We start from the raw sequence: 25,851 nt of genomic DNA, 5'->3' as shown, positions 1-25,851 counted from the left end.
TGGTTATTTAGTTGGTAGGTTTAATGCGTTTTCTAGTGTTGCTTTTTTGGCAATTACATCTAACATAGATTGTATGTAATTTTGTTGTTGCGTATATAATTGATTTTGCGCTTGTAGCAAATCGAAACTAGAAGAAATTCCTTCGAAAAATTTAATTCTTTGTTTCTTTTCTATTCTTTCTGATAAAGCAAGATTTCTTTTTGAAGTTTGATAGTTTTCGATACTAAATTGATAATCGTTTTTTGCTTTTTGTGCTTGTAAACTTAAACGTTGCTTGGTTTCTTGTAAACGCAAATCTGCAGTTTCTAAATCGATTTTTGCTTGTGCAGTTTTAGCACTTCTGCCCAGACTGCTAAAAATAGGAATGTTTAAACTAACCCCTAATAAAGAAGAATCGAACCAACGTTGGTCGCTATTTAAAAAGGTAAAAGAATTGGCGTTTGCTTGTGCCCCATAATTTAAAAATGCGCTTAAGCTTGGCAATGCCTTACTTTGTTCTAATTTTACTAACAAACGTTTAGATTCACGATCGTTTTGGGCAATTTTAAAATCGATGTGATTATCGACATTAAATTCGGTTGCAATAATGCCTAAATCGATATTTTGCATGGTTAAAGAATCTAAACTATCTGTTAAAGTTAGTTTGGTATCAATTGGGTTTCCCATAGAAAGGTTTAACATTTGATAGGCGATTTCTTTCATTCGAACCACATTGGCAAGTTGATTTTTAAGATTTCCTAAAGTAATTTCTAACTGTTCTACATCTTCCTCTTCATTCAATCCGTTTTCGTAAATTTTCTTGGCGTCATTAAAATTTTTCTGAAGAACTTTAATATTTTTTTGTAAAATGGCAATGGTATTTTCACTCACTAAAACATTTCCGTAAGCATTTATAACAGCTTCTTTGGTAAGCATTTCTGTTTTAATATTTGCCTGTTCAGAAATTTTTAAAAAGGTTTTGGATGCCTGAAGTCCAACTAAATAAGAACCGTCAAACAAGAGTTGTCTTAAAGTTACAGAGGCATTCATGTTTTGTTTGGTTCCAAAAACCACAGGAATAAAGCCTTCAGGCGCAACAACTTCTCTGTTAGCTTGTAAATCGAAATAGTCTTCAACTGTATTTACAGTCGAAGAAGTATTGTCGAAAGCAGCAGCAGGCAATAAAGAAACAGGCTGTTTTAAAAAATTCTGATAATCTACTTTCGCATCAATTTGTGGCAAACCAATAGTGGTGGTTTCCCAAACTTTTTTCTGTGCAGAAAGAATGTCGTTTTGAGATGCTTTTGTATTGTAGCTGTTCTCTAAAGCAAAATCGATCGCTTCTTGAAGAGATAAACTCATTTGTTTTTCTTGAGCATTTGAACTCAAGTAAAATAAGCTGATAAAAAACATCAATAATATTTTTTTCATCTTTTTATTTCTGATTTAGTTGTTTTTTTAGTTCTTGTACTCCTTTTTCTGTGGCAATTCCTCTAATATGATATTCTAAATAGTGGTTCGTAAGTTCATTCATCGAAAAATAGGTAATCGGAAAAACTTCTTGGTCTTTAATACCATTAATTCCGTAGAAATAAATTCTAGAAATAAAATCGATGTTAATTTCTTTTCGAAACAAATCTAACTCAACACCTCTTTTAAGATTGTCTTTTATAGTTTCTTGCATCACTTGAAACTGTTTTTGTTTTAAAGATGCATAAATTTTAGGATAATATTTTTGAAGTTGATATTGTGGAGACGATTTTTCGTCTTTTAAATGTTTCATTACCATTCTTTTAATAGAAAATATTTCTTCTATAGGATTTAGGTTTTTCTTACAGATATCGTTAATTCCATTACAAATAATAGCAAACATATATTCTGTAACCGCAGTTACCAATGCTGTTTTATTTTTAAAATATTTGTAGATGGTTTTTTTGGAAACCCCTAGATTGCTGGCAATTTCGTCCATAGTAACGCTTTTAAACCCTAGGTTTAAAAACAAATCGTTTGATTTTTCTAAAATTTTATTTCTCATAATTTTCGGATGCAAATATACGCACGGAAACTTTAGAAACAAAAAAAGTTTCCAAAGTTTTAATAATTTTTTTACTTTTCCTTTAGAAAGTAAAATTTCTTTACATTATTTTTACAAAAAAATACAAATTTGGATATTTTACATTATCAAAAAGAGTTTCTGTCTTATTTAGAATCAAAAGAATGGATTCGAGAGCCTAAAAACTTATACGAACCCATAGATTATATTTTACAATTAGGAGGTAAAAGAATTAGGCCTATGCTTACTTTAATGGCTGCAGATATTTTTTCTGGGGAATTTAAAAAAGCATTGCCAGCAGCGTTATCAGTAGAGGTTTTTCATAACTTTACTTTAGTGCATGATGATATTATGGATGCGGCTCCTTTACGAAGAGGAAAAGCAACTGTTCATGAAAAATGGAATATCAATACAGGAATCTTATCTGGAGATGCAATGCTTATTTTGGCATATCAGTATTTCGAGAATTACGAGCCAGTTGTTTTTCAAAAATTGGCAAAATTATTTAGCAAAACGGCTTTAGAAGTTTGCGATGGACAACAATTAGATGTCGATTTCGAAACAAGAAACGATGTTGCGATAGACGAATACATAAACATGATTCGCTTAAAAACCTCTGTTTTAGTTGCTGCAGCATTAAAAATGGGGGCAATTGTAGCAGAAACAAATGATGAAAATGCAAATTTAATTTACGACTTTGGATTAAATTTAGGGTTGGCTTTTCAATTACAAGACGATTATTTAGACACTTTTGGAGATCCAGAAACCTTTGGAAAACAAATAGGAGGAGACATTATAGAAAATAAAAAGACCTATTTATATTTAAAGGCGCTAGAGGTTTCTAATAATCATGATAGAGGAAAATTAAAATACCTTTATAGAAAAAAACTGAAAGAAAATACGGTTAAAATTGCAGATGTTAAAAGAATTTTTCAATTGAACGACATTCCTTTATTAGTAAAAGATCAAATAGAAAACTATACTCAAAAAGCCTTTGATACATTGGCTAAAATGGATATTGATGCGACTGGAAAAACCAACCTTAAAAACTTTGGTTTGTGGTTAATGAACAGATCTGTTTAAGATTTTTATTTTTTCTTATTAGATATTTAAAATAAATAGTACATTTGCATCCAATAATTTTGGTCCCATAGCTCAGTTGGTTAGAGCACCTGACTCATAATCAGGTGGTCCTTGGTTCGAGCCCAAGTGGGACCACTTTTATTTTAAGCAAGTATTTAATTTAAAAATTATATATTTGCGACTATAAATATTTCAAAATTTTAATCTGGGGGGAATAAAATGAAGAAAAAAACTTTTTTAGTGCTGTTTACAGTGCTAATATTTACGTGTATTGTTAACGGTCAAATTGTGCCACCAGCACCAGGTCCACCACCACCACCACCAGGTCTTCCAGTTGATGGAGGGTTGCTATTCTTACTAATTTCGGGAATAATTTATGGAGTTAAAAAAGTTAGAGAATAAGATTTTATCTAACTGTTAACCTAGTTACGTACTTTCCAATAACATCAAATTCTAAATTTACTTTATCATTTAATACGATGTTTTTGAAGGAAGTGTTTTCAAAAGTATAAGGTATAATTGCGACACTAAAAGAATTCTTTTTAGAATTTATTACAGTTAAACTTACACCATTTACAGTAATAGAACCTTTTTCTATAGTAATATTATTTTTTTCTGAATTATAACTAAAGGTAAAAACGGTGCTTCCATGCTGTTTTTCGATGTTTGTACAAATGCCAGTCTCATCTACGTGACCTTGTACAATATGTCCATCTAACCGATCGCCTAACTTCATAGCACGTTCTAGATTCAGAATATCATTTGTTTTTAAAGATCCAATGGTTGTTTTGTCTAATGTTTCTTTAATAGCTGTAACTGTATATTTATCATTATTTATAGCAACCACAGTTAAGCACACTCCATTATGGGCAACACTTTGGTCTATCTTTAGTTCGTTTGTAATTGCACTCTTTATAGTTAAATGAACATTCTCTTGCTCTTTTTTTATATTTGTTACAACTCCAAGTGTTTCTATAATTCCTGTAAACATTCGCTAAATTTTGGTTACTTTTGTGCAAATCAAAAATACAAATATTAGAAGAGTTACTATGGATAAATCTGATAAAATTATCGTTGGAATTTCAATTGGAGATTTAAACGGAATTGGAATAGAAGTTATTTTAAAAACATTTCAAGATAAAAGAATGTTAGATTTTTGTACGCCAGTTTTATTTGGAGCTACTAAAGTAATTTCTTATCATAAAAAAGCCCTTGGTTTAGAAGTTCCAGTTTATGGAATTACATCTTTAAACCAACTAAACCACAATAAGGTAAATGTATTAAATATTTGGAAAGAAGAGGTTAATTTAGAGCTAGGTACATCTACAAAAGTTTCTGGAGAATATGCCGCAAAATCTTTAGCATCTGCTACAGAACATCTTAAAGAAGATCAAATAGATATTTTACTTACAGCGCCAATTAATAAAGAAAATATTCAATCAGAATCTTTTAATTTTCCTGGGCATACAGAGTATTTAGAAGCAAATTTAGAAGGCGATAGCTTAATGATTTTAATGACCGATAAATTAAAAATTGGTTTAATTACTGGGCATATTCCAATTTCTAAAGTGGCAGAGGCAATTACACCATCGATTATTAAAGAGAAAGTAAACATAATGTACGAATCTTTAAAGAAAGATTTCGCAATTAACAAGCCAAAGATTGCTGTTTTATCTCTAAACCCACATTGTGGAGACAAAGGAGTTATTGGAAAAGAAGACGACGAGGTTATAAAACCAACGATAGATGAAATTAAAGAAAATGGGACTTTAGTTTTTGGTCCGTATGCAGCCGATGGTTTTTTCGGTTCAGAAACCTATAAACAGTTCGATGGAGTGTTGGCAACTTATCACGACCAAGGTTTGGCACCATTTAAAGCACTCTCATTTGGGAATGGCGTAAATTTTACGGCAGGTTTACATAAAATTAGAACGTCTCCAGATCATGGAACCGGTTTCGATATTGCCGGAAAAAATTTGGCAAATCCCTCTTCTTTTAAAGAAGCTTTGTTTACAGGTATTCAAATTTATAGGAATAGAAACGAGTATTTAGAACTTACTAAAAACCCTCTACCAGTAAAGTAATCGATTCAAAGATTTTTTTTAAAAAGAAAGAGGTGTATAAAACATTTTTTTATATCTTTGCACGCTCAATTGATGTATGGTAATGAAAGACTTAAGACAATTCAACATATCGTTTGTAGGATTAAAAGAAGGAAAGCATTTATTCGAATATTCGATTGACAATACGTTCTTTAACGCATTTAATTACGACGAGTTTGAAAAATCTTCGGTAAATGTTACTTTAGAGTTTGTAAAAAAAAGCACTTTATTAGAGCTTCTTTTTAAGGCTTCTGGAACTGTACATGTTCCTTGTGATGTTACAAATGAGATGTTCGACCAAGAAATAACATCAGTTTTGCCATTAGTGGTAAAGTTTGGTCCAGAATATAACGACGATAATGAAGATATTTTAATATTACCTCACGAAGCATACGAACTTAACGTAGCACAATTTATTTATGAAATGATTGTGTTGGCAGTTCCAAACAAAAGAGTACATCCAAAAGTTTTAGATGGCACTATGGAATCTGAAGCATTAAAAAAGTTAGAAGAACTAAAAATAGAAAAAGTACAAACTGTTGAAGAAACAGACCCTAGATGGGATAAATTAAAGAATTTAATAACAGATAAAAAGACATAAAATGGCGCATCCTAAAAGAAAAATTTCGAAAACAAGAAGAGATAAAAGGAGAACACATTATAAAGCATCTTATCAGCAGATCGCTACAGACCCAACAACTGGTGAGGCACATTTATATCACAGAGCTCACTGGCACGAAGGTAAATTATATTATCGTGGTCAAATAGTATTGGAATCTGCAGTTGCAGAAGCTTAAAAAACAATTAAAATGTTTGAAAAACCCTCAAATTTGAGGGTTTTTTTGCGTTTTTATGCTAAAATTCACTGTTTTTGATAACTTTTTTCCTGAAAAGTGAAAATATTTTCATTACTTTGGATTTCCTTAACATTTGGATAATAAACCAAGAATTATGACTAAAATCACTGCAGCAATTACAGCAGTAGGGAAGTATGTTCCTGAATATATTTTAACCAATAAAGAGTTAGAAAGCTACGTAGATACCAATGACGAGTGGATCACTACAAGAACAGGAATAAAAGAAAGAAGAATTCTTAAAGGAGAAGGTTTAGGTACTTCTTACATGGCAATAAAAGCAACCGAAGAATTATTACAAAAATCTAATTGTAATCCAGCAGAAATAGACTTAGTAATTGTTGCAACAGCGACTCCAGATTTACCAGTAGCGTCCACAGCAGCCTATGTAGCTTCAGAAATAGGAGCAGTAAACGCTTTTGGGTACGACTTGCAAGCAGCATGTTCTAGTTTCTTATATGGTATGTCCACAGCAGCAAGTTATATAGAATCTGGAAGATATAAAAAAGTATTGTTAATTGGGGCAGACAAAATGTCTTCAATTATAGATTATACAGATAGAGCCACATGTATTATCTTTGGTGATGGTGCAGGCGCTGTTTTATTTGAACCTAACAACGAAGGTTTAGGCTTACAAGACGAGTATTTAAGAAGCGATGGAATTGGTAGAGATTTCTTAAGAATCGAAGCAGGTGGTTCTATAATGCCAACAACAAAACAAACAGTCGAAGATAAAAAACATTTTGTATATCAAGAAGGAAAAACAGTTTTTAAATATGCTGTTTCTAATATGGCAGATGTTGCTGAAAAAATGTTAACAAGAAATAATTTAACAGAATTAGATATTCAATGGTTGGTAGCACACCAAGCAAATAAAAGAATTATTGAAGCTACTGCAAAAAGAGTAGGGGTTTCTTCGGAAAAGGTAATGATAAACATTCATAAATATGGCAATACAACATCTGCTACTTTGCCACTTTTATTAGCAGACTATGAAAATGAATTAAAAAGAGGAGACAATTTAATTTTTGCTGCATTTGGTGGTGGTTTCACATGGGGGGCTGCATACTTAAAATGGGCGTACAATTCGTAATACTAAACAAACTAAATAATAAGAAAAATGGATATTAAAGAAATTCAAAATCTTATAAAATTTGTAGCTAAGTCTGGCGCAAGCGAGGTAAAGTTAGAAATGGAAGATGTAAAAATTACAATTAAAACAGGTTCAGAAAAAACAGAAACAACAATTGTTCAAGCTGCACCTATGCAACAAGTTCCTGCGACACCAGTAGCTACTGCTCCACAACAAACCTCGGCGCAACCTGTAGCAGCAACACCAACAGAAAGCAACGATAATGCTAAATACATTACTGTTAAGTCGCCAATTATTGGAACATTTTACAGAAAACCAGCACCAGAAAAACCTAATTTTGTAGAAGTAGGTTCAGAAATTAATGTTGGAGATACAGTATGTGTGATCGAAGCAATGAAGTTATTTAACGAAATAGAATCTGAAGTTTCAGGTAAAGTAGTTAAAGTTTTAGTGGACGATTCTTCTCCAGTAGAATTCGACCAACCATTATTTTTAGTAGATCCATCATAGGTTCATCCGAAAAATCAATACTATAATTTCGAGTATTTTTATTCAATTATATATTGATATATGATGTTTTTTCTAATGAACTATTTTCTAACGAAACGAATACTACAAAGATGTTTAAAAAAATATTAATTGCCAACAGGGGTGAAATTGCACTACGTGTAATTAGAACTTGTAAAGAAATGGGTATTAAAACGGTTGCAGTATATTCTACTGCAGATGCAGAAAGTTTGCACGTAAGATTTGCAGACGAAGCAGTTTGTATTGGCCCTCCAATAAGTTCAGAATCGTATTTAAAAATGCCTAATATTATTGCAGCTGCAGAAATTACAAATGCAGATGCAATACATCCAGGTTACGGATTTTTATCAGAAAACGCAAAATTCTCCAGACTTTGTGAAGAACACAATATTAAGTTTATTGGAGCCACTGGCGATATGATCGACCAAATGGGAGACAAAGCAAACGCAAAAGCAACCATGAAAGCTGCTGGAGTACCATGTGTTCCTGGAAGCGAAGGAGTAATTACAGATTTTGAAGAATGTGAAAAATTAGCATTAGAAACAGGCTATCCTGTAATGCTAAAAGCATCTGCTGGTGGTGGTGGAAAAGGAATGAGAGCCGTTTGGAAACCAGAAGATTTAAAAGATGCTTGGGAATCTGCAAGACAAGAATCTAAAGCAGCTTTTGGTAATAACGATATGTATATGGAAAAGCTTATTGAAGAGCCAAGACATATCGAAATTCAAATTGTAGGAGATGCATATGGAAAAGCTTGTCATTTATCTGAAAGAGATTGCTCTGTACAAAGACGTCATCAAAAGTTAACAGAAGAAACACCTTCGCCTTTTATGACAGACGAATTAAGAGAGAATATGGGTAATGCAGCAGTAAAAGCAGCAGAATATATAAAATATGAAGGTGCAGGAACTGTAGAGTTTTTAGTAGATAAGCACAGAAACTTCTACTTTATGGAAATGAATACTCGTATTCAGGTAGAGCACCCAATTACAGAAGAAGTTGTAAATTACGATTTAATTCGTGAACAAATCTTGGTCGCTGCAGGAGTACCTATTTCAGGTAAAAATTACTATCCACAATTACACTCAATCGAATGTAGAATAAATGCAGAAGATCCTTATAACAATTTTAGACCAGCTCCAGGAAAAATAACAACGTTACACACACCAGGAGGTCATGGAGTAAGAATGGATACGCATGTGTATGCAGGATATATGATTCCGCCAAATTACGATTCTATGATTGCAAAATTAATTGTTACAGCTCAAACTAGAGAAGAAGCAATTAATAAAATGAAAAGAGCTTTGGATGAATTTGTAATTGAAGGCGTTAAAACAACCATTCCGTTTCATAGACAATTAATGGATCATCCAGATTACATTTCAGGGAATTACACCACTAAATTTATGGAAGATTTCGAATTGAAATAGGCCGTATTTAGTTATTGCAATAATAATGATAAATAGAGAACATAGTTTGTGTTCTCTATTTTTTTTATCTTTATGCGAAAATATTTATAAATGAAAATTGACGGGATAGACAAAATAATTATCAAAACCTTGGTAAAAGATGCAAGAACGCCAGTTTTAAGTATTGCAAGAGAAGTAGGCATTTCTGGAGCAGCGATTCATCAACGATTAAGAAAATTAGAAAAATCTAAATTAATTGAAGGGTATAACATGAAGCTAAATCCGAAAGTTTTAGGATATACAACAACCGCTTTTGTTGGCATTTTCTTAGATTCTGTCGGAGAAATAACTTCAGTAATCAAACAAATAAAAAGAATTCCAGAAGTAGTAGAAAGTCATTACACAACTGGCAATTACCCTATTTTTATTAAAATTTTATGTAAAAGTAACGAACACCTTTTAAGCTTACTTCAAAACAATATTCAAACAATTAAAGGAATTTCGAGAACCGAGACTTTAATCTCTTTAAACCAACAAATAAATCGTCAAATTTCTATCTAAGTTGGAAAAACCGAACCTGAATTACATTCAACAAATTTCTGCAGGAGACAAAGATTTCGAATTGTCTATGCTCACAATTTTAAAAGACGAATTTCCAAAAGAACTTTATTTAATAAAGAAAAGTTTTAAGGAAGAAAATTATCGTAAACTTTCGTTTAGCATTCATAAAATAAAACATAAAATAAGTATGTTAGGCATGGAAAAAAGTTTCGATTTGGCTTCGGAAATAGAGCAAGAAATAAAAAATGGAAACTTAGAACAATATGCAAATTTGATAACTATTTTAGAGAGAATTAATGTATATTTAAACAATAAATAAGCCTCTAAAAAAAATGAATTGTATAATTATCGATGATGATGCCTCTGCTAGATTGATTATAAGGCAGTTGTGTAAACAAACAAAATTAAAAGTAAAAGAAGAATTTTCTTCTGCAATAGATGCTATAAAATATTTAAATTCAAATTCCATTGAAGTTATTTTTCTAGACATACACATGCCTACTTTTTCTGGGTTCGACTTTATAAAAACATTAAAAATATCTCCCCAAATTATATTAACCACCTCAGATAAAACATTTGCATTAGAAGCTTTCGAATACGATTCTGTAGTCGATTATTTGCTTAAACCCATAAAGTTAGAACGTTTCTTAAAAACGACAGCTAAATTATGTAAAACAAGCACTAATAAGAATGTTAATGAGTCTTTAATAGTTGAAAATAAGGATTTTATATTTGTTCACGTAGATAAAAGATTGGTGAAAATTGATGTTCCAGAAATTCTTTTAATTGAAGCAAAGGGAGATTATATTAAGATTAAAACAGCTAAGAAAAACTATATAGTGCACTCTACTTTAAAAAAAATAGAAGAGAAACTACCATTACAAATGTTTATGAGAATTCATAGGTCTTACATTATAAATACTTCAAAAATTATAGATATAGAAGACAATACAGTCTTAATAGAAAAGCATGTAGTTCCTATTAGTAGATCTCATAAAAGCAAATTAATGGAAAAACTAAATTTATTGTAAAACAAATAATCGAAAGAAAAATACCATTTAACGATTCTTTTATCCTCTTTGTCGAAATTACAATTTTAGCGCTTAGAAATATAGCTTCTTTGTAATTCACAATTATAAATTGGGGGATTTATAAGGTTGTATAAAAAGAGTTGAAAATTTTATTTTTGACTCTTTTTTTTAACTACCAACTTTTGGTATAAAATCTAAAACACCTACGCAAACCTTTAATAACAGCATTAAATTAACGAGAAAAAAGCTAATTGATAGCCAAGAGTTAGTCTTTGACAGTACACTAGAGAAAACGACCTTATTCAAAAAAAAGGCGAGTAAAATAAATTTTCTTCGGATAATAATGGTATGATTACACTTCAAAAAAAATTACTCCTCTTTTGTGTCCTCAATAATACCCATTCTTTTTGCACGATTTTCCCAAGACTTTCTTGCTAAGGCTTGTAAATCTGCTACAGAATCGGTTTCGTCCATAATTTCTAAACCTAATAAAGTTTCAATTACATCTTCTTGAGATACAATACCACTTATAGAACCATATTCATCTACAACTAATGCAATATGTTCTTTTTCTTTAATTAATTTATCAAACAAATCGGGTATAGATAATTCTCTATCTGTTACTAAAATATTTCTTTTTATAGAAGCTAAGGTTTCGTTTCCTTTTTTATTAATCATAGCCTCTAACATGTCGTCTTTTAAAAAATAACCAGTAACTGCATCAGGATTTTCAGAAAAAACAGGAATTCTAGAAAAACGTAATTTTTTATGTTCTTTGTAAAACTCTTCAATCGTTTGGGTTTCATCAGCAATTTCTAAAACGACCCTTGGCGTCATTACATCACTTACTTTTATCTCTTTAAATCCTAATAAATTCCGAATTACTTTGCTTTCATTTTCTTTAAAAACACCTTCTTTTTCTGCCATATCTGCCATTACTAAAAAGCTTTCTCTACTTAAAATACTTCCATGCCCTTTACCACCAATTAGTTTTGTGGTTAATTGTAAAATCCATAAAATACCGGTATATTTTAGTGGAAAAATCATTACTTTTAAGGCTTTAGAAGTAAAGTTTGCCAATTGTTTCCAATAAGTAGCACCAATGGTTTTTGGTATAATTTCTGAAGCGACTAAAATTAAAATCGTCATAATTGTAGAAACGATTCCAACCATTACATCTTCAGTAAATTTAATTCCTAAAATACTTTTTACATCTGTACCATACATTTCTGCATAAGCAACTTTTGCTTGTACACCTACTAAAATTGCACCCACAGTATGTGCAATGGTATTTATGGTTAAAATAGCAATTAAAGGTTTATCGACATCTTTCTTAAAAGTTTCTAGCTGGTGTGCATAATCTAACCCTTCACTTTTTTTTAGGTTGATAAAAGTTGGGGTAATACTTAATAAAACGGCTTCTAAAATAGAACATAGAAAAGAGAAAAATATCGAAATGGTAGCGTAAATTATTAGTAATGTCATGTATTATTCATTTTGAAAGGCAAAGTTACAAAATAAAAAACCTCAATACTTCTAGACTTCATTCTAAATACTTAAAATCTTTATTTTCTAACTTTTAAGGCTTAATTTATAGGTGTATTTAGAGTTAAAAATAGTCAAAAATGTTAGTCTAAGTGATTTTGAAGAAATAAAAACTGTATCGAGCACTATTTCAAATTATAAAAGATATTATTTTCGATACAAACTTTACTCATTTTAACCGTAAAATTTACTCGAATTGATTCAATTTTATCAAAATATAGATGCTAAAACGAGTATTTATAATTGCAAATAGTGTTTTTAAAATAAAAAATTACACCCTAATGCAAAAAAAGTATTAGATGAGCGTCATTTTGTTGTAGCATTATATTTTTATATTAATAAATTTGTAAGACATATTGCATTAAAGAATTAAAGAGATTTTATAAATGAGAAGCGTAGTAAAAATTTTAGTGTTATTTATGGCAACACAGTCTATGGTTTCACAAAGTAATTACAAGCCAACCAAAGAAAATTTAGAAGCCAGAAAATCTTTTCAAGACGATAAATTTGGAATGTTTATTCATTGGGGTGTTTACAGTATTTTAGGAGACGCAGAGTGGGTAATGACCAATCAAAATATAAAAATAAATCGTTACGAATTGTTACCATCTTTTTTCAATCCTATTGAGTTTGATGCAAAAAAAATTGTAAAATTAGCCAAAGATGCTGGCATGAAATACATTACAATAACCACCAAACATCACGATGGTTTTGCAATGTATCATTCTAAAGTATCGAAATACAATATTGTAGATAGTACACCATTTAAAAGAGATATCTTTAGAGAGTTAGAGCAAGAATGCGAAAAACAAGGCATTAAATTATTCGCTTATTATTCTCAGTTAGACTGGCATCATACAGATTATTATCCAAGAGGTTCTACAGGAAATGGCGTTGATAGACCCAATGCTGGTAATTGGGAGAATTACTTAAAATACCAAGACGCTCAAATAAAAGAATTGGCAGAAAACTATAACATTGCTGGCTTTTGGTTCGATGGTTTTTGGGATATTTTAAAAGAAAAAGGGCGCACACCAGAAACCAGAAAAGAAGGAAAAGATCGATGGAAAATAGAACAAACTTATAAGATGATTCACGATGTAAATCCAAAACTTTTAATAGGTAACAATCATCATTTAGCACCTTTTGTAGGAGAAGATTTTCAAATGTTCGAAAAAGATTTACCAGGTAAAAATACCACAGGTTTTGGAGGATTAAGTATTGGAGATTTACCTTTAGAAACCTGTGAAACGATTAATTATTCCTGGGGTTTTAATCTTCAAGATGGCAAACATAAATCTGTCGAAAATTTAATTAAATATGTTGTAAAAGCTGCTGGTAATAATGCCAATTTCTTATTAAATGTAGGGCCTATGCCAAATGGAGAAATTCAAAAAGAACACGTTACACGCTTAAAAGCAGTTGGAGCATGGTTAAAAGAAAATGGTGAAACTATTTATGGAACTCGTGGAGGAATTATTCCAGCGACCGATAATTATGTATCGACCCAAAAAAATAAGACGCTTTATGTACATGTTTTAAATAATAAAACAGAAACTTTAAAAATAAATAATTTTAAAGAACGTATTAAAAAAGTAACCTTGTTTAAAGATAAAAGCAACCTAAAATTTAAACTTAAAAAAAGACAATTAACTATTTATCTTCCTAAAATAAAGAAGGAAGCTGTAGATACGATTCTAGAAATTACGTTAAGATAAAACGTAAAAATATTGTTAGAAGTTGGTAAAAATTAAAAAATAAATAAAAGTATAATTATGAAAAAATATCTTGTGTTCTGTTTCTTTTTAGTAAGTATTATGTCTTGCAACACCTCAAAAGAAGAATTACCAAAAACAAGTTCAACCATATCAATAGATAAAGACGATACAAAAGATTCTATTATATACAAAGCTGCGCATGTTGTGCCAACTAAAAATCAATACGAAGCTTTAAAAAATGAATTCATAGCCTTTATTCATTTTGGACCAAACACATTTACTCGAATGGAATGGGGTAATGGAATGGAAGATCCTAAAGTTTTTAACCTTAAAAATTTAGATACAGACCAATGGTGTAAAGCGATGAAAGATGCACAAATGAAAATGGTTATTATAACGGTTAAGCATCATGATGGTTTTGTGTTATGGCAAAGTAGATACACAAAACACGGCATTATGTCCACTAGTTTTAAAGATGGAAAAGGAGATATTTTAAAAGAACTATCTGCTTCTTGTCAAAAATACGGACTAAAATTAGGCGTGTATTTATCGCCAGCAGATTTATATCAAATCGAAAACAAAGAAGGCCTTTATGGAAATTTAAGCAAGTACACAGATCGTGTAATTCCACGACCAGTTGAAGGGCGTCCGTTTAAAAATAAAACCACTTTTACTTTTAATGTAGATGATTATAACGAATATTTCTTAAACCAGTTATTCGAATTATTAACCGAGTATGGGCCAATTCACGAAGTTTGGTTTGATGGCGCACACCCAAAACGAAAAGGCGGTCAAAAATACAATTACATAGCTTGGAAAAAATTAATTGCTACCTTGGCGCCAGAAGCCGTTGTTTTTGGAAAGCAAGATATTCGTTGGTGTGGAAACGAATCTGGTGCAACAAGAGATACAGAATGGAATGTAATTCCGTACCAAAAAAATCCGCTCGAAATGAATAGTTTCGCAGATATTACAGGCAAAGATATTGGTAGCAGAGAAAAATTATACGATGCCAATTTTTTACATTATCAACAAGCAGAAACAAATACTTCCATTCGAGAAGGCTGGTTTTATAGAGATGAAGATACACAAAAAGTACGAAGTGCAGACGATGTTTTCGACATATACGAACGTTCTGTTGGCGGGAATTCTACCTTTTTATTAAACATTCCGCCAAATAGAGAAGGCAAATTCTCACCAGAAGATGTAAGTGTTTTAAAAGAAGTTGGGCAACGCATTAAAGAAACCTACGAAACCAATTTATTTGCAGATGCATCAGGTGCTAAAAATGTGTTAGACAATCATGCAAAAACATATACATTGTTAGATGCAAACCCAAAAGAAATCATTATTAAAACAAAAAAACCAGTAACTATCAATCGCTTAGTTCTTCAAGAAGCCATAGCGACACATAGCGAACGTGTAGAAAAACATGCTGTTGATGCTTGGGTAAATAATGCTTGGAAAGAAATTGTTTCAGCAACAAATATTGGTTACAAACGTATTTTACGTTTTCCAGAAGTAACCTCAAACCAGTTTAGAATTCGTATTTTAGCGTCTCGTTTAAACCCAGCAATTTCTAATATTACAGCGCATTATTATCATACGCGACCACCACAATTAAGCATCACAAGAAACTTAGAAGGTTTGGTAACGATTCAACCTAAAAAACACAAATTTGGTTGGAAACCACATGGCGAAGACGTTTCTAAAAACATCAATTCTGGAATAGAAATAAGATATACTATAGATGGAAGTACGCCTAATAAAATTTCTCAAATTTATAACGAACCGTTTTTTGTAGCTTCTGGTGAAATAAAAGCATTGGCTTTTTCTAAAGATGAAAAAGGAAGTATTGCTTCAAAAAAAATAGGAATTCTAAAAAAGAATTGGAAAATTCTTAATGAAGATAGTTGGTCATCAACTCATGTTGGAGAATTTGCCATAGACGAAAATCCAAAAACCTATTGGATGTCTGATGCAAAAAACAAACCACATTTTATTGAAATCGATTTAGGCAAAGAACATACCTTAAAAGCTTTTGGTTATACTCCGCAAACGAAAGATTCGAACGGAATGATAGAACAAGGAATCATTAAAATAAGTACTAATGGAAAATCTTGGAAGATTTTTGAGAATTTTGAATTCGGCAACTTAATAAACGACCCAACACCAAGAACACATTACTTTAAAAAAGCGTTGAATACACGTTTTATTCGAATAGAATCTAAAACCATTGCAGGCAATAAAAAACAAGCAGCAATTGCCGAACTTAATTTTTTTAAATAGCCGTTAGTACAAATGAAAATACTTAAATCGCTTCAGATATTATCTCTTTTATTTTTTTTTGTATTCGGTATTGCCCAAAACAACACAGATAATTTACGCCTGTATGATAATTTCGAGCCAATTGCTTCAGATAATATTTTTAAAACCGAAGGTTATTATAATTGGGGCACCTCGATTATCAAAGGAAAGGATGGCAAATACCACATGTTTTATGCAAGGTGGAAAAAAGAATATGGCTTTTTAAGCTGGTTAACCCATTCAGAAATTGCACACGCAACTTCTAAAAGCCCTTTAGGACCATGGAAATTTAAAGAAACAGTTTTACAAGGTGCACGAAAAAATAGGTGGGATGCCATTACAGCGCACAACCCTAAAATAAAATATTTCGATGGTAAATATTACCTGTATTACATTGCTACTAATTTTGGAGACAAGCCCTTTACAGAAGAAGAATTAATTGAAACCGCACGAACCGGTTATCGTCATCCTAACTGGAACATTTTGCGGGTCAATCAACGTACAGGTGTCGCCGTTTCAAACTCCATTAATGGTCCCTGGAAACTTTTAGACAAACCTTTAATAGAACCTTCGGGACCAATTACTACACTTACTGTAAACCCAGCAATAGATAAAGGAAAAGATGGTAGGTATTATTTAATTGTAAAAGGAGATAAACCGAACGAAAAACGATTTATTAGAAATCAAGCGATTGCAATTTCAAATTCGCCTTTAGGTCCTTTCGAAATACAAGAAAAACCAGTAATCGATTATATAGATACAGAAGACATGTCTATGTGGTACGATTCGAGTAGAGACCGTTTTTATGGTGTTTTTCATGCTCACGGATTTATAGGAATGGTTACATCAAAAGACGGTATTCATTGGAAAAAAGCCAACGAATATGTTTTAATGCCCAAAAAAGTAAAAATGGCAGATGGTTCGGAATTGATTCCAGATAGATTAGAACGCCCGTTTGTTTATCAAGAAAACGGAAAACCCAAAGTGCTAAGTTTAACTGTAAAAAAGGGTGACGAATCTTACAGTATTTTTATTCCTATAAAAGAAAATAAATATCCCGTTCCCAATAAAAGGCAAATAGCTTGGCAAGAGGCAGAATTGGGTGTGGTATATCATTACGATTTGCATGTTTTTGATGGTGAAAAATACAGGCAAGGCAGTAATAGAATAAATCCAATTTCAGATTATCAAATTTTTAATCCGAAACAATTAAATACCGATCAATGGGTAAAAGCAGCCAAAGATGCTGGTGCAAAATTTGCTATTTTAACAGCAACGCACGAAACCGGTTTTGCCTTGTATCAATCAAATGTAAACCCTTATAGTTTAAAAGCTTTAAAGTGGAAAGATGGAAAAGGAGATATTGTTGCAGATTTTGTGGCTTCTTGTAGAAAATACGGAATAAAACCAGGCATTTATTTAGGCATTCGTTGGAACTCGTTTCTAGGAGTTCATAATTTTAAAGTAAATGGAGAAGGTGATTTTAGAGAAAACCGTCAAAAATGGTATAACAAAATGGTAGAAGGTATGGTAAAAGAAATTTGCACTAAATACGGAGATCTTTTTGAAATTTGGTTCGATGGTGGTGCCGATCATCCAGAGAATGGAGCACCAGATGTATTGCCAATTGTAAGAAAATACCAGCCCAATTGCTTGTTTTATCATAATGGGCAATTGGCAGAAGCACGTTGGGGGGGTTCAGAGTCTGGAACGGTTGACTATCCTAACTGGTCAACTTTTCCATACATTTCAACAGGAACAGGTAAAAATGCACAAAAAAATATTTATAAAGACGATTATAAACTATTAAAACAAGGAGATGCTAACGGTAAATTTTGGGTTCCAGCAATGGCAGATGCACCATTAAGAGGTTATAATGGTCGCCACGAGTGGTTTTGGGAACCTGGTGATGAAGCACATATTTTTCCTTTGGATAATTTAATGGATATGTATTACAAATCTGTTGGAAGAAATTCAACTTTAATTATGGGTTTAACACCAAATCCAGAGGGTTTAATACCAGAACCCGATGTAAAAAGATTGAAAGAATGGGGTGATGAGATTAAAAGACGTTTTCAAAATCCAATCGCTTCAACCTCTGGAAAAGGAAAAGAATTGGTTGTAAAGTTGCATAAAAAAACACCCATCAATCACATAATTATTCAAGAAGACATTCAAAAAGGAGAACATGTTAGAAATTATATGGTTGAAGGTTGGGTCGATGGAAAGTGGATTGTTCTCACAAAAGGAGAAAGTATTGGACACAAAAGAATAGAGCAATTTAAAACAGTAAAAGTTGGTAAAATTAGACTTAAAGTTTTAAAAGCAAATCGAGAACCTCAAATAAAAAAAATAAGTGTTTATAACGTAAAACCTAAATTATGAGAAAAATTAATAAATTACATGTTTTTATGTTGTTAATTCCACTATTAATTTTTTGTGGTTTTTCTAAGAAAAAATCTAAAATTTTAATTATTGGAGATTCTATTTCTATTGGGTACACCCCTTTTGTAAAAGAAAATTTAAAAAATAAAGCGATTGTAAAACACAATCCAGGAAATGCACAGCATACAGGTACAGGGCTTCAAAAAATTAAGGAATGGGTTGGTACTGAAAATTGGGACATTATTCAAATTAATTGGGGTTTGTGGGATTTATGTTATCGCCATAATGATGCTAAAGTTTATGGCAATAGAGACAAAATTAATGGAACGATTACCTTTTCCTTAGATGATTATGCAAAAAATCTAGAAAAAATTGTACAATCTATTAAGCAAGTTTCTAACGCTAAACTAATTTTTGTTACCACTAGCTATGTTCCAAAAAACGAGGCAGGAAGATTTCGTAAAGACGCCCAAAAATACAATAAGGTTGCAAAGCGAATTATGAAAAAATACAACGTTAAAGTAAATGATATTTATAAAAAATCTAAAGCGATTCATAAAAAATATGGAAAGGGAGAAGATGATGTACATTATCAAGAAAAAGGTTACATGGCATTAGGAAAAATTATATCTAATTTTCTAGTTAAAGAAATTTAAAAAATACAAAATAAGATGAAGTTTGTTTTGAAAGTATTTTTAGGTATAATTTTAATATTTACGAGTTGCAAGCCAGCAAAGCAACCCATAAAAATAGCATGTATAGGAGATAGCATTACTTACGGAGCTGGTATGGACAATCGAGAAAAAAATGCCTACCCTAACCAATTACAAGAAATGCTTGGAAACAACTATCAAGTAAAAAACTTTGGTGTAAACGGAAATACATTATTAAAAAAGGGCGATTATCCGTACTGGAAATCTAATACATACCAAGAAGCTTTAAGTTTTGCCCCAGATGTGGTTTATATAAAATTAGGAACGAATGATAGTAAACAACAAAACCGCATCTATTTAGATTCTAATTTCGAAAAAGATTACAAAGCACTCATTCAATCATTTAAAGAAAAAAATAATCAGGTTCGTGTAGTTTTATTATTACCAGTACCTTCATTTTTAAACGATTCTACAAGTATTTGGAACCCTATAATTAAAAATAAAATCATCCCTTTAACTCAAAAAGTAGCTTATGACACTAAAAGTGAGGTAGTTGATTTATACCAGTTGTTTGCAAGTGACCAAAATATGTTTCCAGATAAAATTCATCCATCATCATTAGGGGCAACAAGAATTGCAAGACGTGTTTACGAAGATGTTATTTTTAAGGCAGAAGATTCAAGTTTACAATTGGATACTTCAAAATTATCAGAAAATAAAACGAGTATTTTTCATGGTTTTAAGCAAACCGATTTTAAATATAAAAATATTCCTTGTAAAATAGTAAGCCCAAAGCGAGTAGCCAAAGGAAAACCATGGGTATTGCGTGCTCGTTTTTTTGGACACGAACCGCAAACAGATATTGCTTTGTTAGAAAGAGGTTTTTATATTGCTTATTGCGATGTTGCTGGTTTTTATGGAAATAAAGACGCCGTAAACCGATGGAATTTTTTTTACGATTTTATGGTTAAAAACGGGTTTTCGAATAAGGTAGTTTTAGAAGGCATGAGCAGAGGAGGGCTAATTGTTTACAATTGGGCTGTTGAAAATCCAGAAAAAGTGGCCTGTATTTATGCAGATGCTCCTGTTTTAGATGGTACAAGTTGGCCAGGAGGAAAAGGAAAAGGTGTTGGAAGCAAAGCAGATTGGAACAAATTTAAAAAAATGTACCATATTTCTTCAGAAGATAAAATGGCCGATTTTAAAGGAAACCCGATTCATAAAACAAATGCGATTGCAAAAGGCAATTTTCCGATGTTTCATGTTTGTGGAGTTGCAGACAAAGTAGTTCCTGTTGATGAAAATACCCGAATTTTTGAGCAAAAAATAAAAGAAGCTGGTGGAAATATAGACGTTATTTACAAAGAAGGTGTAGGGCACCATCCACATAGTTTAAAAAATCCTTCGCCAATAGTTAATTTTATTTTAAGGGCAACTCGTAAAAAAGTAAATTTCGCAACAATTCCTGCTCCAGGTTCCGAGTATCGTTCAGGAGCTGGTTGGGTAGCAGGTAAAGGCTGGTGGTATCAGATGGAAGACATTAATAACTTATCTCAATCAACAAAAGATTTAGACATTCTATTCATAGGAAACTCCATAACCCAAGGTTGGGGTGGCAATCGAAATTTTACAACTTATAAACCTGGTAAAGCAGCAGCAAACACTTATTTTAAAGAGATTAACTATGTAAATGCAGGTATTTCTGGAGATAGAACAGAACACATACTTTGGAGAATAAGTAATGGAAATTATAATACAAATTCTCCTAAATTAATAACCTTGGCAATTGGCGTTAATAATTTTAGATTTAATACTGCTGATGAAATTAGCAAAGGCATCGTTAAAATTGTAGAATTGATGGAAAATGAATTTCCAAATTCTCAAATAGTGCTTTTGGGTCCACTACCAGTAGGTTTAAATGCCCATTCTCTTCGCAGGCAAAAATATAATAAAATTCATAAAGCGATAGCTTATTTAAATAAGAAACCTCAAATAAATTATTACAATCTTATTGATTGGTTTTCTGATGAAAATGGGAATTTAAAAGAGAATCTCTATAATGCAGATGGGATTCATTTAAAGCCAGAAGGATATCAAATTTGGGGAAAATTTATAAAAGAAAAATATAACGAACTCATAAAAAATAAAAATAATACAATTGAGAGCAAAAAGAAACCAAAAACTAGGAGTACAATTACGAAGCCATAAAATGGGGCATTAAGGCTTCAAAACAAGCTGTAAAAACATATCAAGTTTAATTAATATTGAAGTAAAATAATGTTAAAATATATTTTCATTTTAGTTGTATTTTTTTTAGTAAGTTGTAAAAGTTCTTCATCTAAAATTGTTGATGGATATCAATACATTCAAAAAGATACTGTTAAGGTAAAAGACTGGGAATTAGTTTGGAAAGACGATTTTGATGCACCAAAAATAGACACTACCAAGTGGACAAAAATTCCTAAAAACAATGCCGATTGGGGAAATTATATGACGAGCGATGCTAAATGTTACGCAATTTTAGACGGAAAACTATATTTAAAAGGCATTGTAAATACAGACACTATTTCCGATTCTAGACCTTTTTTAACAGGAGGTATTTATACAAAAGGTAAATTTGCTTTCCAGTATGGAAAAATTGAAATTAGAGCAAAATTAGAAAGCGCACAAGGTGCATGGCCAGCTATTTGGATGTTATCAGAAAATAATAAATACGGAAAATATCCAAGAAATGGAGAAATTGATATTATGGAGCATCTAAATTACGATGATTTAATTTATCAAACAACACATTCGTACTACACACTAGAGCTAAAACAAAAAGACAATCCGCCTTATTATAAAACCACCAAAGTCGATACAGAAAAATTTAATACATACGGTTTAGAATGGTATCCAGATAAATTGGTTTACATGTTAAATGGAGAAGAAACATATACCTATCCTAGAATTAAAAATGTAGATAAATCTCAGTGGCCATTTAATCAACCTTTTTATATTTTAATCGACCAACAATTAGAAGGTGCTTGGGTAGGTAAAGTTAATCCGAAAGATTTACCTGTAAATATGATTATAGATTGGGTAAAAGTATATCAATAATTAGTGGCTCCTTTAAAGAGTACGAGATGTATTTAATGACTCGTTATGGTAAAGTGAAAAACACTTATACCCGTTATTGTTTGAAATTACTGGAAAAGAAATGGATGATTTTTTTTCTTTATACAAAGAAGAAAACGAAAGCATGGCCTTAGCTACGGGTTTTTTTTATTCTGAAATAGACAGGAAAAAAAGGCGATTTATTACAGGATTTTAAAATGATAAATGTATTGCTTTAAAGACCGACAAAGCTCCAAAAATAACTTTATTCATACACGCAAACCACAACTTAGACGAGTCTATGGCACACAAAACATTCGATTTAAGAGCCAGAGAAACCATGGAGATTTCCAGAGGACTTTTGTGCATATTGGGTACAGCTTGGTTTGTATATGAATAATAGAATAATAAATAGTATTAATTAAAAGAAGCTGTCCCGAAAGTATTAAAATTTGTCATTTCGACTGTAATTTTGTCATTTCGACTGTAATGGAGAAATCTTATTTATTGAATTTCCGTATTTTAGATTTTTCGATAACTTCGTTAGCTACTTTCAATCAAAATATATTTTAATTTTAGTAATGCTCAAAAACGACAGTTAAATTTACTTTTGCGACAGTTTCTTTTAATTTTTTAAATTCAATTACTTAGAAAGAATAACTCAAGCCAAATAAGTAATAAGATTGTAATTTGTTGTCAACATCATTAAATGTTGCATCTGGGTTAGGGTTATTAGTTCTTGTTTGTAAATTGTCTAAAGCTTCTTGTTTGTTTTTACGCAAACCTAATTCGAAACCTACACCAATTCCTTTCCAAAGAGTGTATCCTAAAGAGTTTGTCCAAGTCCAGTTAGAAAAATCTGAAGATTTATAACTTTGGAAAACAGATAAATTCGATTTTACACTCAACTTGTTATATTTGGCGGTATAATCTGCAACAATTTTAGCTCCCAAAGAAGATTCGAAAACTGTTTCTCCACTGCTAAAAACAAAATTGTAGTTTCCAGGGTGAATAACAACTACCAAGTTGTCTGTTGGTGTCCAAGTTGCACCAGCACCAAAATCTAAATAACCAGGATCGTTAAAATTATCGATAATTGTAGTTCTGTATTCAGCTAAAGCAGATAGTGCCCAAGTTTTGCTTAATCTTCTACCGTATAAAGAGGTAATTGTAAAAACATCTGTAGCAGTATCAAAACCTTCGTCTCCAGAAACTCCTTTTTCATCTAATTTTACCCAACCTAAATTTATGGTAGAAGAATTTCTCCAAAAGAAATCTTTCTCGATTAAATTTGCAAAAGCATTTACAGTAATGCCTATATTTCCTGCAGATGCAGTTGGGGCAGACCTAGAATACCAGTTTTTAAAACCAGAAAGGCTTCCACCTACCGTACCAAAAGCACCGATTCTCCAACCTGGAAGTGCATCTATTTTAGCTTGAATCGCTTTTACTTCTTTTTGTAACTCTGCTATTTGTGCTTTTTTAGGAGCTAGTTCTTCTTTTAGTTCTTCTTTGGTTTGTGCATTTGAGGCAAAACCTAAAAAAATAAATAATAATAGGGTTGATAATTTTTTCATTTTAATTTCTATTTTAATTTTTGATTTAATTTTATTGTTAGACAATTTTATAATTAATAAGTCACTTTTTCGTGGAAGCTATAATTAACTCCCAAACCAAACAATTCTCTGTACTGAAATCTTCCAGAAGCGTTATCATCGAATATGGTATGTAATGTAATGTGCATTTTAATACTCTTATTTACTTTAAATCGAAGGTTTGCTTGATACTCTAAATCTATATTTTGTGGTTTGTCTAAGTAATCGGAGTAAACTGTAAGAATGTTTTCTAATTCAACATTGGTCATAACATTTGTTTTGTAGTAACTTGCTAAGTTAAAACCTAAACTCAATGCTGAATTTTTTCCTTCATCTACCCCAAATTTTCCAGAAAACATATCGTTTACAAAGGTAAGTCTTGCAGTCGCTGGAGCAATATTTATGTTTAAATTATCCGATTTTTTCCACAACATTCCAGGTCCAAAACTTAAATAAGCAGGAGATAGAAAGTCAGAGACAGATACTTCTGGTGTTTTCGAATAATCGAAACCTCTTGTGTATTGTGTTTTTATGTTTGTAAAATAAGAGAAAAACCAATATTTAGAAGATTTTAAACCTAAAAGAGAGTTAAAATCGAACCGATCGTTTGTTTTTCTATATCCTTTTCCACTTAAATAACTTAAGCCATAGCCTGTTATTAATCTACTATCCCAGTTCCATTTATTTTTTTTATAATTAAAATCGTAGTTAATACTTACATTACCAGCAACTGTATTTTGCCCTCCAGCAGCCCAATTCGAAAATGCAGATTGATTGAAAAGAAAGGTAAATCTGCCATGAATTTTCCACTTTGGTACAGGCGCTTTTTTCTTTTCTACTTTTTTCTGTTGGCAATTTGCAGCAATAGAAATTATAAGAAAAAACGTAAGAAATAAGTATTTTAAAAGAGAATTAAAATGAAACAAAATTGTATAATTTATTTTTTTGCTTTAAACAATGGAACTGTAGAACATGCTTCTCCAAACATAATCGATTTTGCAATCGGTTGTAATTTTTCAATTAAAAATGCGTATGCAGCGTTTGGAATCGGTTTGTTGGCACATCCTTTTATAATTACAGGAGCGTCTGTAAAATCTCTAAAATCTATAAACTGTAATAATTCTTGGTATAAAACAGTTTCTAACAACTCTAAATTACCAATAACTACTTTGTTTGCAAAAGGTGTTAATTCAGTCGCGACCAACATAAATGCCCAAGAAGGTATTATGGCATCAACAGAACAAGTAATCGCTACAAACTTATTTTTATATTGAGACCAATTGTGGTTTTTTACAAAGACTCTAAAATCTCTTTCTTTTAAAATTAACTCTTGAAATAACCAATCTTTCACATCAAACAAAACCCTTTCTCCTTGAGGGTAAATTTCTTCTAGATCAAACGTTTTTAGTTGGCTACTCGCTACTCTGTTTATGATTTCTTCTGCCATTTTTTAAATTTCAAAGTTTCAAAGTTTCAAAGTTGTACAACTTTTAACGGGTCACTTAAAAACTCAACATTTATAACTATTTACAACATTCCTAATTCTAACTTTGCTTCTTCGCTCATCATTTCTTGTGTCCAAGTTGGGTCGAAAGTAATTTCTACTTCGCAATCGTTAATTTCTTTTAAAGACTTTACTTTTTCTTCTACATCTCTAGGCAAAGATTCTGCAACTGGGCAGTTAGGAGAAGTTAAAGTCATTAAAATTTTGGCATCGTTTTCTTCAGAAACAAAAACATCGTAAATTAAACCTAGTTCGTAAATATCTACAGGAATTTCTGGATCGTAAATTGTTTTTAAAACACGTACAATTTTATCTCCAATTTCTTCTAATTCTTTATCAGTCATTATATTTTTTA

General features: G+C 31.4%; 25 protein-coding genes and 1 tRNA gene. 18 read left to right on the top strand and 8 right to left on the bottom strand.

Annotation, left to right across the window (positions count from 1 at the left end; all coding sequences use genetic code 11):
* Positions 1-3: 3 nt before the first annotated feature.
* Both JL193_RS05685 and JL193_RS05680 read right to left on the bottom strand, forming a co-directional pair.
* Positions 4-1,410, bottom strand: coding sequence for a TolC family protein (locus JL193_RS05685; RefSeq protein WP_207972876.1), 1,407 nt, complete (start codon positions 1,408-1,410; stop codon positions 4-6).
* Between the two features lie 4 nt (positions 1,411-1,414).
* Positions 1,415-2,014, bottom strand: a complete 600-nt coding sequence (locus JL193_RS05680) for a TetR/AcrR family transcriptional regulator (protein WP_207972875.1) — start codon at positions 2,012-2,014, stop codon at positions 1,415-1,417.
* Between the two features lie 129 nt (positions 2,015-2,143).
* Between JL193_RS05680 and JL193_RS05675 the strand changes: the two genes are divergently transcribed.
* From JL193_RS05675 to JL193_RS05665, 3 genes are all read left to right on the top strand, one after another.
* On the top strand, positions 2,144-3,115 hold the full coding sequence (locus JL193_RS05675; protein WP_207972874.1) for a polyprenyl synthetase family protein: 972 nt from the start codon (positions 2,144-2,146) through the stop codon (positions 3,113-3,115).
* A 61-nt stretch (positions 3,116-3,176) separates the two neighbouring features.
* Positions 3,177-3,250 (top strand) — tRNA-Ile (locus JL193_RS05670).
* An 84-nt stretch (positions 3,251-3,334) separates the two neighbouring features.
* The gene (locus JL193_RS05665) at positions 3,335-3,517 is read left to right on the top strand and encodes a PID-CTERM protein-sorting domain-containing protein (RefSeq protein WP_207972873.1); all 183 of its coding nucleotides are present in this window, start codon (positions 3,335-3,337) and stop codon (positions 3,515-3,517) included.
* A gap of 4 nt (positions 3,518-3,521) precedes the next feature.
* Here the strand turns inward: JL193_RS05665 and JL193_RS05660 are convergent, their stop codons facing one another.
* Positions 3,522-4,106, bottom strand: a complete 585-nt coding sequence (locus tag JL193_RS05660) for a riboflavin synthase (protein ID WP_207972872.1) — start codon at positions 4,104-4,106, stop codon at positions 3,522-3,524.
* A 58-nt stretch (positions 4,107-4,164) separates the two neighbouring features.
* On the opposite strand from JL193_RS05660, the gene pdxA reads away from it, so the two are divergent.
* From pdxA to JL193_RS05615, 9 genes are all read left to right on the top strand, one after another.
* Entirely contained in the window at positions 4,165-5,199 is a 1,035-nt protein-coding gene (gene pdxA, locus JL193_RS05655; protein ID WP_207972871.1) for a 4-hydroxythreonine-4-phosphate dehydrogenase PdxA, read from the top strand.
* 82 nt (positions 5,200-5,281) lie between these two features.
* The gene (locus JL193_RS05650; protein WP_207972870.1) at positions 5,282-5,818 is read left to right on the top strand and encodes a YceD family protein; all 537 of its coding nucleotides are present in this window, start codon (positions 5,282-5,284) and stop codon (positions 5,816-5,818) included.
* Position 5,819: 1 nt separating this feature from the next.
* Positions 5,820-6,014, top strand: a complete 195-nt coding sequence (gene rpmF, locus JL193_RS05645) for a 50S ribosomal protein L32 (RefSeq protein ID WP_088354910.1) — start codon at positions 5,820-5,822, stop codon at positions 6,012-6,014.
* A gap of 154 nt (positions 6,015-6,168) precedes the next feature.
* A complete protein-coding gene (locus JL193_RS05640) occupies positions 6,169-7,164 on the top strand; it encodes a beta-ketoacyl-ACP synthase III (protein WP_207972869.1) in 996 nt (331 codons plus the stop codon).
* A gap of 27 nt (positions 7,165-7,191) precedes the next feature.
* Positions 7,192-7,674 (top strand): acetyl-CoA carboxylase biotin carboxyl carrier protein, encoded by a 483-nt coding sequence (gene accB, locus JL193_RS05635; protein ID WP_207972868.1) that lies wholly within the window; start codon positions 7,192-7,194, stop codon positions 7,672-7,674.
* 110 nt (positions 7,675-7,784) lie between these two features.
* Complete coding sequence (gene accC, locus JL193_RS05630; RefSeq protein ID WP_207972867.1) at positions 7,785-9,122, top strand: acetyl-CoA carboxylase biotin carboxylase subunit; 1,338 nt, start codon at positions 7,785-7,787, stop codon at positions 9,120-9,122.
* A gap of 90 nt (positions 9,123-9,212) precedes the next feature.
* The gene (locus JL193_RS05625; protein WP_207972866.1) at positions 9,213-9,662 is read left to right on the top strand and encodes an Lrp/AsnC ligand binding domain-containing protein; all 450 of its coding nucleotides are present in this window, start codon (positions 9,213-9,215) and stop codon (positions 9,660-9,662) included.
* Position 9,663: 1 nt separating this feature from the next.
* Positions 9,664-9,981: an Hpt domain-containing protein gene (locus JL193_RS05620; RefSeq protein ID WP_207972865.1), complete on the top strand. Its 318-nt coding sequence runs from the start codon at positions 9,664-9,666 to the stop codon at positions 9,979-9,981.
* A 13-nt stretch (positions 9,982-9,994) separates the two neighbouring features.
* On the top strand, positions 9,995-10,693 hold the full coding sequence (locus JL193_RS05615; protein WP_207972864.1) for a LytR/AlgR family response regulator transcription factor: 699 nt from the start codon (positions 9,995-9,997) through the stop codon (positions 10,691-10,693).
* Positions 10,694-11,062: 369 nt separating this feature from the next.
* Here the strand turns inward: JL193_RS05615 and JL193_RS05610 are convergent, their stop codons facing one another.
* Positions 11,063-12,178 (bottom strand): CNNM domain-containing protein, encoded by a 1,116-nt coding sequence (locus JL193_RS05610; protein WP_207972863.1) that lies wholly within the window; start codon positions 12,176-12,178, stop codon positions 11,063-11,065.
* A 446-nt stretch (positions 12,179-12,624) separates the two neighbouring features.
* On the opposite strand from JL193_RS05610, the gene JL193_RS05605 reads away from it, so the two are divergent.
* The 6 genes from JL193_RS05605 to JL193_RS05580 all read left to right on the top strand — a co-directional run bounded on the left by JL193_RS05605 (position 12,625) and on the right by JL193_RS05580 (position 22,400).
* Positions 12,625-13,956, top strand: a complete 1,332-nt coding sequence (locus JL193_RS05605; RefSeq protein ID WP_207972862.1) for an alpha-L-fucosidase — start codon at positions 12,625-12,627, stop codon at positions 13,954-13,956.
* Between the two features lie 57 nt (positions 13,957-14,013).
* Complete coding sequence (locus JL193_RS05600; protein WP_207972861.1) at positions 14,014-16,245, top strand: alpha-L-fucosidase; 2,232 nt, start codon at positions 14,014-14,016, stop codon at positions 16,243-16,245.
* A 12-nt stretch (positions 16,246-16,257) separates the two neighbouring features.
* The gene (locus tag JL193_RS17135) at positions 16,258-18,648 is read left to right on the top strand and encodes an alpha-L-fucosidase (RefSeq protein ID WP_243456850.1); all 2,391 of its coding nucleotides are present in this window, start codon (positions 16,258-16,260) and stop codon (positions 18,646-18,648) included.
* Entirely contained in the window at positions 18,645-19,304 is a 660-nt protein-coding gene (locus tag JL193_RS05590; RefSeq protein WP_243456849.1) for an SGNH/GDSL hydrolase family protein, read from the top strand. The genes JL193_RS17135 and JL193_RS05590 overlap by 4 nt, the downstream gene beginning before the upstream one ends.
* Positions 19,305-19,319: 15 nt before the next feature.
* Entirely contained in the window at positions 19,320-21,509 is a 2,190-nt protein-coding gene (locus JL193_RS05585) for a GDSL-type esterase/lipase family protein (RefSeq protein ID WP_207972860.1), read from the top strand.
* Positions 21,510-21,578: 69 nt separating this feature from the next.
* Positions 21,579-22,400, top strand: a complete 822-nt coding sequence (locus JL193_RS05580) for a glycoside hydrolase family 16 protein (RefSeq protein ID WP_207972859.1) — start codon at positions 21,579-21,581, stop codon at positions 22,398-22,400.
* Between the two features lie 644 nt (positions 22,401-23,044).
* Here the strand turns inward: JL193_RS05580 and JL193_RS05575 are convergent.
* The 4 genes from JL193_RS05575 to JL193_RS05560 all read right to left on the bottom strand — a co-directional run bounded on the left by JL193_RS05575 (position 23,045) and on the right by JL193_RS05560 (position 25,840).
* A complete protein-coding gene (locus JL193_RS05575) occupies positions 23,045-23,974 on the bottom strand; it encodes a DUF3078 domain-containing protein (protein ID WP_207972858.1) in 930 nt (309 codons plus the stop codon).
* Between the two features lie 53 nt (positions 23,975-24,027).
* Positions 24,028-24,918 carry a DUF3078 domain-containing protein gene (locus JL193_RS05570; RefSeq protein ID WP_207972857.1) on the bottom strand — a complete coding sequence of 297 codons (891 nt, stop codon included), beginning with the start codon at positions 24,916-24,918 and terminating at the stop codon, positions 24,028-24,030.
* An 11-nt stretch (positions 24,919-24,929) separates the two neighbouring features.
* Entirely contained in the window at positions 24,930-25,439 is a 510-nt protein-coding gene (locus JL193_RS05565) for a DUF2480 family protein (protein WP_207972856.1), read from the bottom strand.
* A gap of 80 nt (positions 25,440-25,519) precedes the next feature.
* Complete coding sequence (locus tag JL193_RS05560; protein ID WP_207972855.1) at positions 25,520-25,840, bottom strand: DUF59 domain-containing protein; 321 nt, start codon at positions 25,838-25,840, stop codon at positions 25,520-25,522.
* Between the last annotated feature and the right edge of the window lie 11 nt (positions 25,841-25,851).

Origin of the sequence: Polaribacter batillariae, assembly GCF_017498485.1 — a bacterium.
In the GTDB taxonomy this organism is placed as follows: domain Bacteria; phylum Bacteroidota; class Bacteroidia; order Flavobacteriales; family Flavobacteriaceae; genus Polaribacter; species Polaribacter batillariae.
This window is presented reverse-complemented; position numbering and strand designations above follow the sequence as displayed.